Here is a 15,974-nt window from a genome sequence, read left to right as displayed (position 1 = left end):
TGTAGGCAGTTGTTTCAGGAAAAAAAATCTATTTCCCAATTTCATTCAACGTCTGATTAATCTTTACTAATCTTTCGTTGGTTGAATTTATGTTTTTTTCGTAGTTAAGTGATACTACTTCAGCATTGGTTCCTAATTTAAGGGCACACATGGCCAAAGCATCCTGTTTATCTCTTACATCGAAGTTTTGTTCAAAATCTTTAATCATACTTTCAATCTGCTTCCCTACTTTACGCAAAGTCTCTTCCTCTGCGGCCGGTACGTTCAGCGGATAAACTCTTCCTGCAATGTTGATGGTTATTCTCCTTACCTCCATTATAATCCACTGTTTTGAAGCTGAGCAATACAGAAATCAATTTCCTTTACTAATCGATTGATATGGTTTTTCATTAATCTATTATGTTCGGGATTTCCTGATATTGCTGAATAAAGTTTTATCTTTTTTTGTTCTTCTGCTAATACCTGACTTTTTTTTTCTTTCCTCATCATATTTCTTCTTCAATTCTTCATGCTCTGTATTCAATTCCGTAAATTTCTCAGTAAGATTCTGATAGTTTTTATGTAAATTCAAAATCTTTTTTTCCAGCTCTGAAAAATTATTCTCTAAATCTTGAAGCATTCCAGGTTTTATATATTCTAACTGTTAGCAAAAATATAAAAATATTGACATTAACAAAAATAAAAGTCTCTATATTTTGATATGATGAACAAAAAAGGAGATGCTTTCGCATCTCCTTTTTATATTTTAAGTCTTTTCTTATTCAAATTTCAATACAAACATGATGGCTCTTGTCTGTAAAGTAGACATTGCAGCTGCCCAGTAAGGAGGAGTGTTTGCGTTATCCGCAACAACTTCGTTGTTCATAATGAACGTACCTCTGATGGCCGGAGTCAGTTTAAACTTATTGAAGTAAAACTGGATTCCCATCTCCGCAGACCACGCAAAGTTATGTGTAGTGGATCTGAAAACCTGCTGAAGGTTATCATCAGTGGAAGTAGAGTTGGATTGAAGATTCACGATATAATTTACCCCTGCAGCGACATATGGTCTGGAATTGTACCATCTCTGTCCGTGAAGCTCAAGCATCACCGGAATATCCACCAATGTTGATTTTACCTGTCTTACTTTATCTTTTTCCGTTAAAGGAAATGGAGTAAAAGGAGCATTTGTTAAAGTACCAGCCGCATACTGGTCATTAGACTGCGTGTTGAAAGTAAGTTCCCTTTGAGCAAATTGCAAGCCTGGTTCCGCTCTTAAATCTAAATAGTCATTCAATCTCCATTTACCGATTAATCCGGCTCCGAAGCTTGTACTGCTCTTAGATGTAACAAGATTTTGATTCCCATTCATACCATATCTTGGGTTTAATACGATACGGTAGTCCAGTATATTGCCATTCAGATAAAAACCCCAACTGAAGACTTGTTGATCAAATTCCTCCAACTTATCCATTCTGTTTCGGGTTCTAAATTGCGCATCCGCAAAGATTGCAATATTTACTGAGGCTAACACCAGTGCTTTTAATAAAAATTTATTCATAGGTTACTTTGTTGCTTTATAAATTGTGGCTATACCTAAACTTAGTTTTTTATATTCTACTTTCTTAAATCCTGTATCTAAAAGAATTTGTCTCATCTTCTCCCCGTAAGGAAAAGCATTTACAGAATCCGGAAGGTATGTGTATGCCCTATTATCTTTAGAAACCAATTTCCCTATGGCAGGTAATATGTTTTTAAAATAAAACATATAAAATGGCCCCAAGAACCCCTCAACCTTTGAAAACTCAAGTATAAAAACACTTTTGTTATCTTTTACTACTCTTCTTAACTCTGCTAAACCTTTTGTAAGGTTTTCAAAATTCCTCACTCCAAATGCAACGGAAACAGAGTCGAATCTATTGTCCTCGAAGGGTAAATTTTCTGCATCCCCCTTCTGCATGGAAATTTTGCCGTCTAATTTAAGTTTTTTTATTTTAATAACGCCAACATTTAACATTTGTTGCGATAAATCCAAACCAACTACTTTTGCATTGGTTCCTTTTTCAATTGTAATGGCCAGATCCCCCGTTCCTGTAGCCACATCCAGCACTTCCTGAGGGTTGTCATTTTTCATCCATTTGACCAATTTATTTCTCCATATGATATCAATCTTCATTGATAAAACACGGTTTAAAAGATCATACTTGGGTGCAATATTGTCGAACATATCCTCTACCTGGCTTTTTTTTTGTAGCATCAGAATTGTAGGGAGTTACTTGGTTGATATCTTTTGTCAAAACTTGTAATATTCTTTATAGTAATTAAGGTAATCTTGCTTTCTGAAAATCTTTGAACGGGATTCTACTTTGTCAATATTTTTAATGATCTTATCATAATCCTCATCTACATTATAATAAAAATCATCAGTAAACAGTTTATTGAAATGCTTTGCCCCGCCCAGATATTCTTTTCCGTCTATTACGGTTTTATTAAGCTCCAAAAGTAATGAATCTTTTTTAAGATTGTATCCATAATATTGGCGGTTAATATAATAATCCTGGTGAGCGATGTTCAATAACCCGCGAATTTTATTTACCTCAAAGGCAGAATCGTAAAGTATTTTTTTATTCTGATCGAAAACTTTAATAGAATTTTTTCCTTTATTCAAATCAACCTTCACCGACTGTCCTGCTGAAATAATTCCTTCAGAACCGTTATTAATTCTATAGTAATAGGTATTGGGAGTGGGGTTGTCTACTAAGTAATAATTTTTCTTAGCTAAAAAAAGGAAATAAATCCCAAAGGCAATGATAAACGCCACAACAGCAATAAGTAAGCCTTTTAAGGATGGATTATTTTTCATAGACTGTAAAGTACAATTTTTGCAAATTTAATAATATTTTTAATTCTTTCTTATTAAGATTAATTATTAACTTTGCGTTTTTAAAAAATCATTTAAACGAATGCCGAATACGATCATTATTGGTTCTGGATCTTACCTTCCTAAAAGGATTATCGGAAGAGACTTTTTTCTAGGTTCAGAATTCTATACAGAAGACGGGGTAAAGATTGACAAGCCTACTGAAGAAACGATTGCCAAGTTTGTAGAAATTACAGAAATAGAAAACAGAAGATTCATTGACGAAGATCTTTCAAACTCACAAATAGGTTACGAAGCTGCAAAGCTAGCCATTGCAGATGCTAAAATTGACGGTGAAGAACTGGATTATATTATTTACGCCAGTAATTTTGGAGAAGTTACTGTAAACGGATACGCTGATTTCATGCCTACAATGGCTGCCAGAGTAAAGAATAAACTGGGTATTACGAACAGAAAATGTGTAACCTATGACATGCTTTTCGGATGTCCGGGATGGGTGGAAGCGATGATCTTAGCAGATAATCTGATCAAAGCCAAAGCAGCAAAAACCATTTTAGTAATCGGTGCGGAAACTTTAAGCCGTGTTACAGATCCACATGACCGAAACAGAATGATTTTTGCAGACGGAGCCGGAGCTGTAGTAGTAAGAGCTACAGATGAGGAAAATGTAGGAATTATTGCACACAATACGATTTGCGATAATGGAATTGAATTAAACTACCTTGCCAACGGACCTTCGATCAATAAAGACTCTGATCAAACCCGTTTATTTGTAAGAATGCAAGGCAGAAAGATCTATGAATACGCATTAAAAAAATGTTCCGGCAGCCATCAAAGAAACTATTGATGACGCTGGGCTTTCTATTGAGGATATCGACAAAATATTAATCCACCAGGCTAATGCAAAAATGGATTATGCTATGATCGAAAGACTTCACAAGCTTTATGATGTAAAAGATTATGATCATACTATCTCTCCGATGACCATTCAGGAGTTTGGAAATTCGTCTGTAGCAACCATTCCTACCATGTATGATTTAATAATTAAAGGAAAAATGGCTGGTCATTCGTTTAAAGAAAAAGGTAACGTTGTTATGACTTCGGTAGGTGCCGGAATGAACATCAATGCTATCGTTTATAAATTTCCTTAAGAATAAATAATTTAAAAATATTAAAAGCACAAAGGGAAATTTTCTTTTGTGCTTTTTTAATCTGATTATGCAAAAAAATTTTTTAATTATTGCCGCCATATTTCTGTTTTTGGAAATATACATTTATCAGGCGATAAGGACATTGACGGATAATTCCTGGGTGAAAATCGGTTACTGTGTTTTATCATTAGCTATTTACGGGCTTTTCGCCTATGAGCTTGCCCATTTTCAGAAAGCAGACCGGAGTTCTGTAAGAATTCAATGGATGATGTCCCTATTTCTCATTTTCATCCTTCCCAAAATTTTCATTGTTTTGTTTTTATTGATCGATGATATTTTCAGGACCGGTACCTATATCCTTGGATTCCGGAACCCTGCGGAAAACTTTTTCCCGGAAAGAAGAAAGTTTTTAAGCTTAATGGGACTCGGTCTGGGAGGTGTACTTTCGGCACTTTTTATTGATGGAATTACATTTGGTAAATACAGGCATAAAGTGAGAAAGGTTAAGGTAAAAATTGCTAATCTTCCTAAAAACTTCAAAGGTTATAAGGTCATACAGATCTCCGATGTCCACAGTGGGAGTTTCGCCGATCCAAGTAAATTAGAGCACGCCATTGAACTGATTAATGAGCAAAAACCTGATCTGGTCTTATTCACTGGAGATATGGTCAATAATGTTTCTGAAGAGTTCAAACCATTTATACCCTTATTTTCAAAAATAACAGCCAAGGATGGCAAATTTGCAGTACTGGGAAACCATGATTACGGTGATTATGTTACCTGGACTTCTCTGGATGCCAAGAAAAAGAACCTGGAAACGCTTATTGACTATGAAAAACAGGCCGGATTTGACATGCTGAGAAATGAACACAGAATCATCGAAAAAGATGGTGAAAAGCTTTATATTCTGGGTGTAGAAAACTGGGGGCTTAAACCGTTCCCTCAATTCGGAGATCTTGATAGGGCGATTGCAGGAGTACCGGAATCAGCCGCAAAAATATTAATGAGCCACGACCCTACTCACTTTGATTCCATTGTAAAACAACACCCCGGAAATGTCCAGTTGACGTTATCAGGCCATACCCACGGAATGCAGTTCGGTCTTGATCTTAAAAACATCAAATGGTCACCGGTACAATACCGTTATCCAAAATGGGCGGATATCTATGAGAGCGAAGGTAAATTCCTGTATGTAAACAGAGGGTTTGGAGTGCTTGGATATCCAGGGAGGGTTGGAGTTTTACCTGAAATCACACTTTTTGAGTTGAGCTAGAAGTTAGAAGTTAGAAGACAAATTAGATCTTAGGTATCATTTCAATAAACTACTTAAGACATTTTCAATTCGTCCGTTACTGTAAACTTTCTTATTAAAAAATATAATCTTTCATACGGGAAGTAGCCATTTCTTTCTCGTTGATCCAGGTAAGGAGGGCATTTAATTTGTCCTCCATTTTTTTTCCTGATGAAAAGCTTCTGTAAAAAGGAATATCAAAGGGATACGTCTTAAAATCCGTAAACTGCCAGGAATTAAGATAGATCAAAACAAATTCATCATTCTTTAATGTTTCAAAAACCATATTCTGGTAATATTTCATAGGCAATATCTGAAATACAAAATCATTATAGGGTAATTGACTGTACGGCGAAATACTTTCCGGAATAATACTTAACCCATCTTCTTCTGTAATCTCAGTATCTCTTTTCAGCCTTTTGAACGGAAAAAGAATATTGGCATTATCGATATTGGAAACATAATTAAACTCAAGTAATTTCAAATTCTCCTGCGGAAGTTTTACGTCTTTCTGGCGAATTCCCCGGATCTGTTTTCCAAAACATTCTTCTATATTTTTCTTAACCGCTTCGATCTCCTGAAGGGAAGAATTTTTATTATAAAAAGCAATTTCATGCCCACGGGTTGAAATTGCTTTTATAAGATGATGAAGTTTTTCAACGATAGAGACCTCAATAAAAAATGTGGCTTTCGTATCGTGAATATCCAAAATTCTGAGAATAGCTTTTGTATTATCAACTGTTATTTTTAAACGGTCATCGCCTGTAATCTGAGCATTAGTTTTAGTCTTTGCTTCAATATCAAGGATGTTAAAAGTTAATAATACCATCTAAACTCAATTTTATATAAATTTTATAATACATTAAAAATGAGACGTTAAAAACATTTTTAATTAAAGCTATACTTTAAGTAACTAATTTTTACCTAATTTTACTTTAAGATTCTTGATCATGTCTTTTGTCATTTCAGAAATTCCAAAATCATACGTCAGTCCCCAATCTTTTTTGGCGATTGAATCATCAATTGAAGCTGGCCATGAATCTGCAATTTCCTGTCTGAAATCAGGTTTATAATCGATCTCAAAATCCGGAATTTCTTTCTTGATTTCTTCTGCCAATTCTTTTGGAGTAAATGACATTCCACCTAAATTATAAGAAGAACGAACCGTTAAACTTTCTTTTGGAGCTTCCATTAATTTCAATGTCGCATTGATAGCATCATCCATATACAACATAGGCATCCCTGTATTTTCAGAAATAAAACTCGTATACTTCCCCTCTTCTATCGCTTCGTAAAAAATCTCTACCGCATAATCCGTAGTTCCTCCCCCTGCCGGAGTCTTCCATGAAATTAACCCCGGATAACGGATACTTCTTACATCCACTCCGTGTTTGTCAAAGTAATACTCACACCATTTTTCACCTGCCATTTTAGAAATACCGTAAACGGTAGTAGGATTCAGGACTACATCCTGCTCAACATTTTCTTTTGGAATTCCTTTTCCGAATACTGCAATTGAACTTGGCCAAAAGATCTTTTTAAGCAATCCTTCTCTTGCCATTTCACAAAAATGAAGGAGAGGCTCCAGGTTTAGCTTCCATGCAAAAATAGGCTGCTTTTCTGAGGTTCCGGACAATAAAGAGGCTAAGTGATAAACAGTCGTGATATCATAATCTTTAATGATTTGTCTCACAAGCTGGGTGTTGGTAACATCCATTCTCTCATAATAGCCGGCTGATGTAATTCCCTTCTGCCATCTGTCGAGGCCTGAGGCTACAACATTTTCCGCTCCGTGGATCTCAACAAGTCTGTTGGTAAGTTCAGTTCCGATTTGCCCTAAAGCACCGGTAATCAGTATTTTTTCCGTATAGGATTCCATTTTTATTTCTTTTAGGTTTTGAATTTTACAAAAGTAAAAAAATCATGCTTATCATAATAAAAAAAGGTGCGTAAAAACACACCTTCAGAACATTGTCAGAAGTTCTCTAAAAACTAAAATTCAGCCTTGTAAAAAGAAATCTTCCATTCATCCCAAACTGCGAGACATTTCTGGAATATACAAACTGATTTTGATTAGAGAGATCAATTGTAGCGGGTGTATAAACAATATTTCCTGCAGCATCCACAGTAGGCCTCTGCACCGGCGTTGGCCCATAATTTTTATCAGGATAGATATCGAACAGGTTATTGGCACCAATCGTCAGGATAAAGCTCTTATTAAATTTAAAACCAACGGAAAGATCGGTTATTACCTTAGCACCCCAAACCGGATGTTCATTTTCAACAACACTGCCATTGATTATTTCATAGCCAATTTTACCATCTCCATTAACATCCATTGTATTAGGATCGGTCACCTTTCCAAAATATACATTTCTTAGTAAAACATTAAATCTACCAATCTCCAGGCCGTTATTAAGAGATGCTTTAAACCTCGGAACGGCTTCTTCTACATAGATGCGACTGGTCTCGGAATAATAACGATTGATCTGCCCTGCATTAATTAAAACATCAGAGCCGTGGATATTCCCTACCCTATTTGTTTTGGAAATAGTGACAGCCAGATCGGAATTTAGTGAAATATTTGATGAGAATTTAGCACGGTGGGAAATAACGCCCTCCAATCCTTTTGTCTGAGTATCAATAGCATTGGCGAAAAAAGTTGCCGCATTGGCATTAGCCTTATCAAACTCCCTTTGAAGGTTAAACAAAGGACTTCCGCCTGGATACGTCCCGCTTGGCCTCAAAAACTGGTCCGTTAAAACAACTCTGTTTTTAATTTTAATATAATATCCATCCACCGTAAATGTAAGGTTCGCATTAGGTATTTTAGCAGTAAAGCCGGCGGAATAGCTTACAGATTCCTCCTGTTTCAATTGTGGAATTCCTAAATTTTTTGCTATTTCAGAATCATTAGAGAATGTACCAACTTCATATGCTATACCACCCACAAACTGAGTAGATGTCGCATTATAGTAGATCTGTTGCAAAGATGGTGCACGAAATCCAGTAGAATGTGCTGCCCTGACGTTAATCTGATCTGTAAGCTTATATCTTGTAGCAATTTTATAATTAAATGTGGATCCAAAGTCAGAATAATTCTCATATCTCACGGCACCACTTATCAGCCATTTATCCGTAACATCAAGTTCAGTGTCTATATATCCGGCTACAGAGCTCCTTCCTTTATTTAGACTATTCGCTGGTCTGAATCCCGGAAATACCTGAGCTCCACCGGGTCTCACCGCACCAAAAAAATCAGTCGGTTTAAGATTAGCAGGTGTTGAAACATCCTGAATATTACCATTAATATCGTAGAGTGCCCAGGAATCCTGTTCTCCACTTTGAATTTTATACCTCTCAAATCTGGCCTCTCCCCCAAATGCAATATTAAACCCTTGAAGCCAGTCAACCTTTGTATCAAAATCCGCATTAACGGTATTCTGAGAAAAATTGAGTCCTCCAGCTTTAAATTCTGTTTTACTCGGATAAAGCATAGAAGCATTCGCCGTATTTTTAATGGTATAATCGAAAGTATTCCGACCGTATGTGTTGCTTATATCATAATTAATATTCCCTATTTTACCTTTAAAACCTGTTGCCAGGGAAAGATCTATAACATCAGAAGCGATTTCAGGCAGGAAACCATTAGGATAAATAGAAGTAGAAGCCCTACTCTCATAAGGCCTGCGGAAAAAACCTCCCGCATTGCCACTTCTATAGGAAATCCCCCCCAAAAGCATATCCTTTTACGGAAGAAGCAAGATCAAATTCAGAATTCATGAAAAACTGCCCCGATGTCAACCTGGACTGTCCTACTCTCATATTAAAATCGTTTCTCGCAAGCCCTCTATATGCCATTTCATTTTCTGAAACATCAGTTTTTAAAAGTGTTTGAAGCTGAGAAATACTATTGGCATTCTGAATCTCAGTTTGAAAAGCGGGACTAAAATAATTTACATTTTGAGCATATTGATGAATATAATCAATAATCTGTTGGGAATTGGGAGTGTTCCCGATATTTCCGAAAAGGGAGGAAATATTGACACCGTTCTCCAGCGCCCTTTGTTCGATAGCATTATAGGCATTAAAAATCTGCCCGGTAGCAGCATTGGCTCTTCGTGTCTCTTCCCGCTTCATTAAACTTGCCGTAAAATTGATGAATCCATTCTTTCCTATAGCTGTACCATAATTAAGGTCTAATTGATATTTACCTCCATCCCAGCCTCCGCTGTGGTCATTGGACCCTTTGGAATTAAGTCCCCCTGCTGTAATTGCCGAAGTAAATGCATTAGTATTCTTCTTCATGATAACATTAATCACCCCCGCAATAGCATCGGAACCATATTGTGCAGAGGCTCCGTCTCTCAGGACTTCCAGACGTTCTATAGCAAATGCAGGCAATGCATTCAGATCGGTTCCCACAGAACCTCTTCCGGGAGAACCATTTACATTAACCAGCGAAGAGGTATGTCTTCTTTTACCATTAAGCAAAACCAATACCTGGTCGGGACCCAACCCTCTCAACTGAGCCGGATCAATATGATCCGTACCGTCTGCAACTGTGGTTGAATTTGAGGTAAACGAAGGAGCTGCATAATTCAGAATCTGGTTGAGATCCATCTGCGGAGTGATAACAGACTGTGAGCTGATATTGATAACATCTACAGGTACAGGCGTATCCGTTGCTACTCTTGCTTTGTTTCTGGACCCTAAGGTAATTTTGATTTCTTCTATATTCTTTGTTTTTGTAGAATCGGTTTGCGCATGGGCATAAACGGAAACAAAAAATAATGCAGCGAGAGAAGCTGCCTTCTGGTAATTTTTGATCATACGGTTGTTTTTTTTTCCAAAAGTAATGAATTATCTTTTAAAAACAATTTAAACGCAAACAAAAACCTATTTTATTAAATTATAATTATTTAAAACGAATAAAAATTATACAAAATTAACATCATCAGATATTTTAATATAAATAATACAATACTCTATTTTTCCTTCAGCTGATCAATTATACATATAGACCTGAAAAAGAAATATTTCATTTAAAAATATATAATTTTGCTATCAATAAAAAGCAAAATGGTATGAAGAACCTATTATTCGCCGCCGTGTTTTTAAGCACAAACCTGTACTGGAGTCAGTATACCGATTTTAATATCGTAAAAGAAGTTAAGGTAAAAAACAAAGGAGTTGTTGTTTCTGCCCATCCGCTAGCAAGTGAAGCAGGAGCAAAAATCATGAAGCAAGGAGGAAATGCTTATGATGCTGTCATAGCCACTCAATATGCATTAGCTGTGGTTTATCCTCAGGCAGGAAATATAGGCGGTGGCGGATTTTTAGTGGGTGTAAAAAATAATGGTGAAAAATTTACGATCGATTATAGAGAAACAGCCCCAAGGAATGCATCGAGAGATATGTACGTCGACAAAACAGGAAAAGCCAGTACAGACCTTTCGCAGAACGGCAGATTAGCTGTAGGAATCCCTGGTAGTATTGCAGGCTTTTTTGCTACCCTAAAATATTGCAACCTTCCCATGGAAAAAATTATTCAGCCAGCCATAGATCTCGCTGAGAAAGGGTTTGCTATTACAGAAAAAGAAGCTGATATGCTTAACACCCACAAGGTAAATTTCCAAAAACACAATCAATCACCAATTCCTTTTGTAAAAGACACCCCGTGGAAAGCGGGTGATATTTTGGTTCAGAAAGAATTGGCTGAAACTTTAAAACTTATACAGAAAGAAGGAGCAAAAGGATTTTATGAAGGTAAAACCGCAGCCCTTATTGTTTCTGAAATGAAAAGAGGAAACGGAATTATCACTTCTGAAGATTTAAAAAACTATAAGGTTGCCCAGAGAAAAGCCCTAGAATTTGATTACAAAGGAAATAATGTTGTTTCCATGCCCTTACCGTCCAGTGGTGGAGTTCTTTTAGCCCAGATGCTGAGAATGGCAAGCTTCGAAAATTTAGAAAAATACCAGCTGAATTCTACTCCTGCCGTACAGATTATGGTAGAAGCCGAAAGAAGAGCCTATGCTGACCGTGCAGAATATATGGGGGATCCGGATTTTATAGAAGATAAGACCTCTTATCTTATCTCTGATGATTATTTGAAAAAGAGATGGAAAAGCTTTAGTTTTTCTAAGGCCACGCCTAGCTCTGAGGTTGGAAAGATCATTAAGCAACCTAAAGAATCAACACAAACGACCCACATTTCAGTAATTGATAAGGATGGAAATGCTGCATCTGTAACCACTACCCTTAACGGGTATTACGGAAGTAAAGTGGTTGTGTCCGGAGCAGGATTCTTTTTAAATAATGAAATGGATGACTTTTCTATCAAACCGGGAGTTCCGAATATGTTTGGGGCTGTAGGCGGGGAAGCCAATTCTATTCAACCGAATAAGAGGATGCTCTCATCCATGACTCCTACCATACTCTTAAAAAACGGAAAACCTTTTATGGTAGTAGGAACACCGGGCGGAACAACAATTCCGACATCGGTATATCAATCCATCGTAGATGTTGTTGATTTTAAATTGAACGCCAATATTTCCGTAAACGCACCTAAATTCCATCACCAATGGCTTCCAGAAACCGTATCTGTGGAAAACAATTTTCCGGAATCAACAATTTCTGAATTAAAGGCTAAAAATTATGTTATCGAAAAAGTAAAACAGATCGGAAAAACAGAAATGATCGTTATTGATGAGAATGGAAACATACATGCAGTAGCGGACGGACGTGGTGACGACTCTGTCGCAACAGAATAACTTCTGCTTACCTATTTGTAATTTTCAACTAAATATTTAAAGGACGAAAAAAGGAAAAGATCATTTTTTCATGACATCTATCATGATTCCTGATATTTTTTCTTACTTTTCGTCCTTTAAATTAAAAAACACCCCATTGAAAGCAAAAAAAAATCTATCAGCAGCTCTATTTTCAGGTAATCATCGCCATCATTGCAGGTATACTTCTGGGAAGGTTCTATCCCGAACTGGGAGAGAAAATGAAGCCTTTAGGCGATGGCTTTATCAAACTTGTAAAAATGATTATTGCTCCGGTAATTTTTATTACGCTTACATTAGGAATTGCCCATATGACCGACCTGAAAAAGGTAGGGAGAATTGCAGTAAAGGCAATGATCTATTTCTTTACTTTTTCAACATTAGCTTTAATCATCGGATTAATCGTCGGTAACATCCTTCAACCCGGCACAGGTTTGAATATTGATCCGGCCTCGCTTTCTGGAGATATTTCCCAGTATCAGCAAAAAGCCCACGAATCCACACTTACGGGTTTTATGATGAATATTATTCCTGAAACACTTTTCAGTCCCCTGGTCGGTGAAAATATTCTTCAGGTCTTATTGGTCGCAATTTTAATGGGAGTTGCACTTGTATTGACAAAAGAAAAAAGCCAAAGGATAACCAACTTTCTGCAGGATCTTTCAACACCTGTTTTTAAAATCGTGCATATGCTTATGAAACTTGCTCCCATCGGAGCTTTCGGGGCAATGGCTTTTACCATCGGAAAATATGGTCTTCATTCAGTTCTCAATCTTCTGTTCCTGGTAGGGACATTTTATATCACCTCATTACTATTTGTTGTTTTGGTACTGGGTGCTGTTGCCTGGTATAATGGTTTCAGCATTTTTAAGCTGATGTTTTATCTTAAAGAGGAGCTTCTTTTAGTTCTGGGAACCAGCTCTTCAGAATCCGCATTACCGGGAATTATGGAAAAGCTTGAAAAAGCAGGATGCTCCAAAGCTATCGTAGGATTGGTGGTTCCAACCGGCTATTCTTTCAACCTCGATGGCACTAATATTTACATGACACTGGCTTCATTGTTCATAGCACAAGCCCTTAATATTCATCTGCCACTGGAAAAACAATTGATGCTACTCCTTGTCGCTATGCTAAGTTCTAAAGGTGCAGCGGGCGTAACAGGAGCCGGATTTGTAACTTTGGCCGCCACATTGGCTGTAGTTCCGGAAATTCCGATTGCAGGAATGACACTGATCCTGGGAATCGATAAATTCATGAGCGAATGCAGAGCATTGACCAATGTTATAGGAAATTCCGTAGCCACTGTGGTTGTCGCAAATTGGGAAAAACAACTGGATAAAGACCAGCTCAATTACTCCCTGAACCATCCACAAGAAGTAGAAAAGAAATTAGAGGCTTAAATTAGAATCGTCAGACTGGCAGGAAGCACCTTAATATGGATCGGGGATTTTATTTTATTAAATTCACCGTCCAGGTGCCAGTTTTTGGTATTGACACTGAACTCGATTTCTGAAACCGGAAGATAGGTCACATAATCATCATCTTTCAGTTTTTTGGTAAACATCCTGTATGCAAATAATGCAGAATAGGTTAATGGAAATTTCTTAACCAAAACCATATCTACCAATCCGTCACTTTTACTCGCGTGCGGAGCAATATATGCATTATTTCCAAACTGACGGGTATTAGCAATATTCAGCATCAGATATCTGCCGTTATATTGCTGGTAAGCTTCATCAACAAATTTAACCTTAATGGGTTTATAATTAAAAAAGGTTTTAAGGGAAACCTTGATGTAATTTTTGAAACCCCTGTCTGTCTTTTCAAATTCTTTTACCACCTTGCCATCAAATCCTGTTCCTGAAACATTGATGGAAAGTCTTTCATTTACGGTAAAAGTGTCAATTTTTCTGGATTTTCTCGCCTTTAGCTTATCCAGTAGCTCATCTAGATTTTTGCTAAATTGGGTTTCGTTCGAGAATCCGTTTCCTGAACCTGCCGGAAAAATAGCTAAAATTTTAGGTGTATTAATCAACTTCCTTGCTACTGTAGAAATAGTGCCATCCCCTCCTATTGCAACAAAAATTTCTATTTCATTGAAGTGCTCTTCAATAAAATCATCTGTTCCCTGAATGGATTCTGAAATATAGTAAAGGGGATTTTCCACCTTTTTTTTTCAACTCATTGAGAAATGGCTGATAATTCCTTTTGGCAGAAAACGGGTTGATGATAAAAGCTACTTTTTCCATTACAGCAAAAATAAAAAATGCTTCCTGATTTGGAAGCATTATTCTTATTTAATTTTCATTCTTTCTTTAAACTCGGGCTTAAGCGTCCCTTTAAGATCCTCCCATGATACGGGGATTGTGATGTCTCCAGCTGCGAAAGCTGCAATTTCGTATGGACTATAATGGAAATACAGGTTCTTATCATCAAAGTAGAAATTGCTACTTGCAGGAATTACTTCTACCAGGAGCATATCAGAATTTTTCACCTCTCCTTTCTCATCGGTCGTTCCACTATTCATCTTATTGATATTCTTCATCAGAATTCCCTCAATTTGTTTTTTAGGCATGGTGGTAATATCCGCCAACTGTACTTTCTTATTGTTTTTCAGGTCAAACACCCGCTCGGAAAACCCGTAATTATCGTGGGCTCCCCCTTCATACGCACTGTAAACATATTCAATGTGCATATAATCATTGGTTGTGGATTTCAGATTCATATAGTTACTGGTATACCATTCCTGAGGAAATGATACTCCAAGATCCTTCGCCTCCTTCCTGATAGAATTGAAATATTCTGCCTTTTCTCTTTCCAGGTAAGACTGAATCCCGTTTTTAGAAAAATCTGTTGCCCCTTTATTGATAAAATAGATGCTGTCCAGAAGTTTTTGGTCTTTCAAAGAAGGAAATACTAAAAGTTTCGAAGTATATTTTACAGTTAAAGAATCATTGACCTTCGTAGAGTCGCTAACTTTTACTGAATCGACTACAAATTTTTCAGACTGATTCACTTCTGTTTTTTCTGTCGATGAATCCTTTTTTTCATTCTTTTTACACGCTGCCAGAGCAAAGAACAAGGAAAGCAAAATAGCTGCAATTGTATTTTTCATATTCTATATTTGTGATGTCAATACAAAAACCATTCACAAAATGAATGGTTTTGTAAATTATAATGAATTTTTTTTAGTTAGCCGGTATTTTCTGGCTTTCAAATTGATCATTCCCAAAAGCTAAAACAGGAATGAATATAAATCCTAAGAAGAATAAAAGAATCGTGTATAAAGGCGTTTCTTTGCTAAATCCTTTGGCAAGACCATCATTAACCATCCATGATGCAAACAGGTTAACAAACGGAATAAAAAATAAAATAATCCACCAAGCCGGTTTCTTTACAATATCAAGCAAAACGATGATGTTATAAATAGGAATGAAAGCCGCCCATGCATCTTGGCGCCCTGCTTTCTGAAATATTTTATACATACAATATCCATAGAACAGATATATAATCAGATAAAAGAATAACATTCCGATTCCAATTCCGGCCGCTGCCGCAGAATCCATCCCATCGTAAGGATCTGTTTGTAAAAGAGTTAACATATTATTAATTTTTATTGGTTTGCTCAAATATAACGAAAAAGCTTCTATAAATAGAAGCTTTTAATTTATTTTTTAATTAAACTTATCACCTGATTTTCACTTTTTGAAGCTACTCCCCAAATCTGTTTAAATGCGGGATAATAATCTTTAGGATAATCCGGACTGCTTACTTTGGTCTTTGAGGTGACCTCTAGTTTATTTCCTTTTTGCTCTGCAACATAGCTGTATTCGATCTCCTTATCATCCGTTATTATCTTTTTATTTTTTGGCATTTCT

General features: G+C 36.5%; 12 protein-coding genes and 4 pseudogenes. 4 read left to right on the top strand and 12 right to left on the bottom strand.

Going from position 1 to position 15,974, the window contains the following annotated elements; genetic code table 11:
- Positions 1-28: 28 nt before the first annotated feature.
- The 5 genes and pseudogenes from ACJ5H0_RS19885 to ACJ5H0_RS19865 form a co-directional block, all read right to left on the bottom strand.
- Positions 29-316, bottom strand: coding sequence for a cell division protein ZapA (locus ACJ5H0_RS19885; protein WP_172277674.1), 288 nt, complete (start codon positions 314-316; stop codon positions 29-31).
- Positions 316-619: pseudogene (locus ACJ5H0_RS19880) on the bottom strand (hypothetical protein). Before ACJ5H0_RS19880 ends, ACJ5H0_RS19885 begins: the two are co-directional and overlap by 1 nt.
- A gap of 138 nt (positions 620-757) precedes the next feature.
- Entirely contained in the window at positions 758-1,540 is a 783-nt protein-coding gene (gene porT, locus ACJ5H0_RS19875) for a type IX secretion/gliding motility protein PorT/SprT (protein WP_172277670.1), read from the bottom strand.
- Between the two features lie 3 nt (positions 1,541-1,543).
- Positions 1,544-2,276: pseudogene (gene ubiE, locus ACJ5H0_RS19870) on the bottom strand (bifunctional demethylmenaquinone methyltransferase/2-methoxy-6-polyprenyl-1,4-benzoquinol methylase UbiE).
- On the bottom strand, positions 2,273-2,842 hold the full coding sequence (locus ACJ5H0_RS19865) for a hypothetical protein (RefSeq protein WP_172277666.1): 570 nt from the start codon (positions 2,840-2,842) through the stop codon (positions 2,273-2,275). Before ACJ5H0_RS19865 ends, ubiE begins: the two are co-directional and overlap by 4 nt.
- 100 nt (positions 2,843-2,942) lie before the next feature.
- Here ACJ5H0_RS19865 and ACJ5H0_RS19860 point away from each other — a divergent pair.
- Positions 2,943-4,011 (top strand): annotated as a pseudogene (locus ACJ5H0_RS19860) (3-oxoacyl-ACP synthase III family protein).
- A 67-nt stretch (positions 4,012-4,078) separates the two neighbouring features.
- Positions 4,079-5,284, top strand: coding sequence for a metallophosphoesterase (locus tag ACJ5H0_RS19855; protein ID WP_411251706.1), 1,206 nt, complete (start codon positions 4,079-4,081; stop codon positions 5,282-5,284).
- Positions 5,285-5,378: 94 nt separating this feature from the next.
- On the opposite strand, the gene ACJ5H0_RS19850 is transcribed toward ACJ5H0_RS19855, so the two are convergent.
- From ACJ5H0_RS19850 to ACJ5H0_RS19840, 3 genes and pseudogenes are all read right to left on the bottom strand, one after another.
- Positions 5,379-6,131, bottom strand: a complete 753-nt coding sequence (locus ACJ5H0_RS19850) for a polysaccharide deacetylase family protein (RefSeq protein WP_411251704.1) — start codon at positions 6,129-6,131, stop codon at positions 5,379-5,381.
- A gap of 84 nt (positions 6,132-6,215) precedes the next feature.
- The gene (locus tag ACJ5H0_RS19845; protein WP_172277658.1) at positions 6,216-7,181 is read right to left on the bottom strand and encodes an NAD-dependent epimerase/dehydratase family protein; all 966 of its coding nucleotides are present in this window, start codon (positions 7,179-7,181) and stop codon (positions 6,216-6,218) included.
- Between the two features lie 106 nt (positions 7,182-7,287).
- A pseudogene (locus tag ACJ5H0_RS19840) lies at positions 7,288-10,135 on the bottom strand (TonB-dependent receptor plug domain-containing protein).
- A gap of 254 nt (positions 10,136-10,389) precedes the next feature.
- Here ACJ5H0_RS19840 and ggt point away from each other — a divergent pair.
- The gene (gene ggt, locus ACJ5H0_RS19835) at positions 10,390-12,078 is read left to right on the top strand and encodes a gamma-glutamyltransferase (RefSeq protein ID WP_411251702.1); all 1,689 of its coding nucleotides are present in this window, start codon (positions 10,390-10,392) and stop codon (positions 12,076-12,078) included.
- Between the two features lie 152 nt (positions 12,079-12,230).
- Positions 12,231-13,496 (top strand): dicarboxylate/amino acid:cation symporter, encoded by a 1,266-nt coding sequence (locus tag ACJ5H0_RS19830; RefSeq protein WP_411251929.1) that lies wholly within the window; start codon positions 12,231-12,233, stop codon positions 13,494-13,496.
- Here ACJ5H0_RS19830 and ACJ5H0_RS19825 read toward each other — a convergent pair.
- The 4 genes from ACJ5H0_RS19825 to ACJ5H0_RS19810 all read right to left on the bottom strand — a co-directional run bounded on the left by ACJ5H0_RS19825 (position 13,493) and on the right by ACJ5H0_RS19810 (position 15,970).
- Positions 13,493-14,263, bottom strand: coding sequence for a diacylglycerol/lipid kinase family protein (locus tag ACJ5H0_RS19825; RefSeq protein ID WP_411251700.1), 771 nt, complete (start codon positions 14,261-14,263; stop codon positions 13,493-13,495). The genes ACJ5H0_RS19830 and ACJ5H0_RS19825 overlap by 4 nt on opposite strands.
- 126 nt (positions 14,264-14,389) lie before the next feature.
- Entirely contained in the window at positions 14,390-15,211 is an 822-nt protein-coding gene (locus tag ACJ5H0_RS19820) for an RsiV family protein (RefSeq protein WP_411251698.1), read from the bottom strand.
- 73 nt (positions 15,212-15,284) lie between these two features.
- Positions 15,285-15,698, bottom strand: a complete 414-nt coding sequence (locus ACJ5H0_RS19815) for a DUF5684 domain-containing protein (protein WP_172277648.1) — start codon at positions 15,696-15,698, stop codon at positions 15,285-15,287.
- A 65-nt stretch (positions 15,699-15,763) separates the two neighbouring features.
- On the bottom strand, positions 15,764-15,970 hold the full coding sequence (locus ACJ5H0_RS19810; RefSeq protein ID WP_411251696.1) for a hypothetical protein: 207 nt from the start codon (positions 15,968-15,970) through the stop codon (positions 15,764-15,766).
- Positions 15,971-15,974: the final 4 nt, after the last annotated feature.

Source organism: Chryseobacterium proteolyticum (genome assembly GCF_046591535.1).
Lineage (GTDB): Bacteria > Bacteroidota > Bacteroidia > Flavobacteriales > Weeksellaceae > Chryseobacterium > Chryseobacterium proteolyticum.
The sequence above is the reverse complement of the archived record's forward strand: the minus strand, read 5'-3'. Positions and strand labels throughout refer to the sequence as shown.

Excerpts from the sequence above, each read along its gene's own strand:
- ACJ5H0_RS19885 (WP_172277674.1), bottom strand. The coding sequence starts at position 316 with ATGGAGGTAAGGAGAATAACCATCAACATTGCAGGAAGAGTTTATCCG.
- porT (WP_172277670.1), bottom strand. The coding sequence starts at position 1,540 with ATGAATAAATTTTTATTAAAAGCACTGGTGTTAGCCTCAGTAAATATT.
- ACJ5H0_RS19865 (WP_172277666.1), bottom strand. The coding sequence starts at position 2,842 with ATGAAAAATAATCCATCCTTAAAAGGCTTACTTATTGCTGTTGTGGCG.
- ACJ5H0_RS19855 (WP_411251706.1), top strand. The coding sequence starts at position 4,079 with ATGCAAAAAAATTTTTTAATTATTGCCGCCATATTTCTGTTTTTGGAA.
- ACJ5H0_RS19850 (WP_411251704.1), bottom strand. The coding sequence starts at position 6,131 with ATGGTATTATTAACTTTTAACATCCTTGATATTGAAGCAAAGACTAAA.
- ACJ5H0_RS19845 (WP_172277658.1), bottom strand. The coding sequence starts at position 7,181 with ATGGAATCCTATACGGAAAAAATACTGATTACCGGTGCTTTAGGGCAA.
- ggt (WP_411251702.1), top strand. The coding sequence starts at position 10,390 with ATGAAGAACCTATTATTCGCCGCCGTGTTTTTAAGCACAAACCTGTAC.
- ACJ5H0_RS19820 (WP_411251698.1), bottom strand. The coding sequence starts at position 15,211 with ATGAAAAATACAATTGCAGCTATTTTGCTTTCCTTGTTCTTTGCTCTG.
- ACJ5H0_RS19815 (WP_172277648.1), bottom strand. The coding sequence starts at position 15,698 with ATGTTAACTCTTTTACAAACAGATCCTTACGATGGGATGGATTCTGCG.
- ACJ5H0_RS19810 (WP_411251696.1), bottom strand. The coding sequence starts at position 15,970 with ATGCCAAAAAATAAAAAGATAATAACGGATGATAAGGAGATCGAATAC.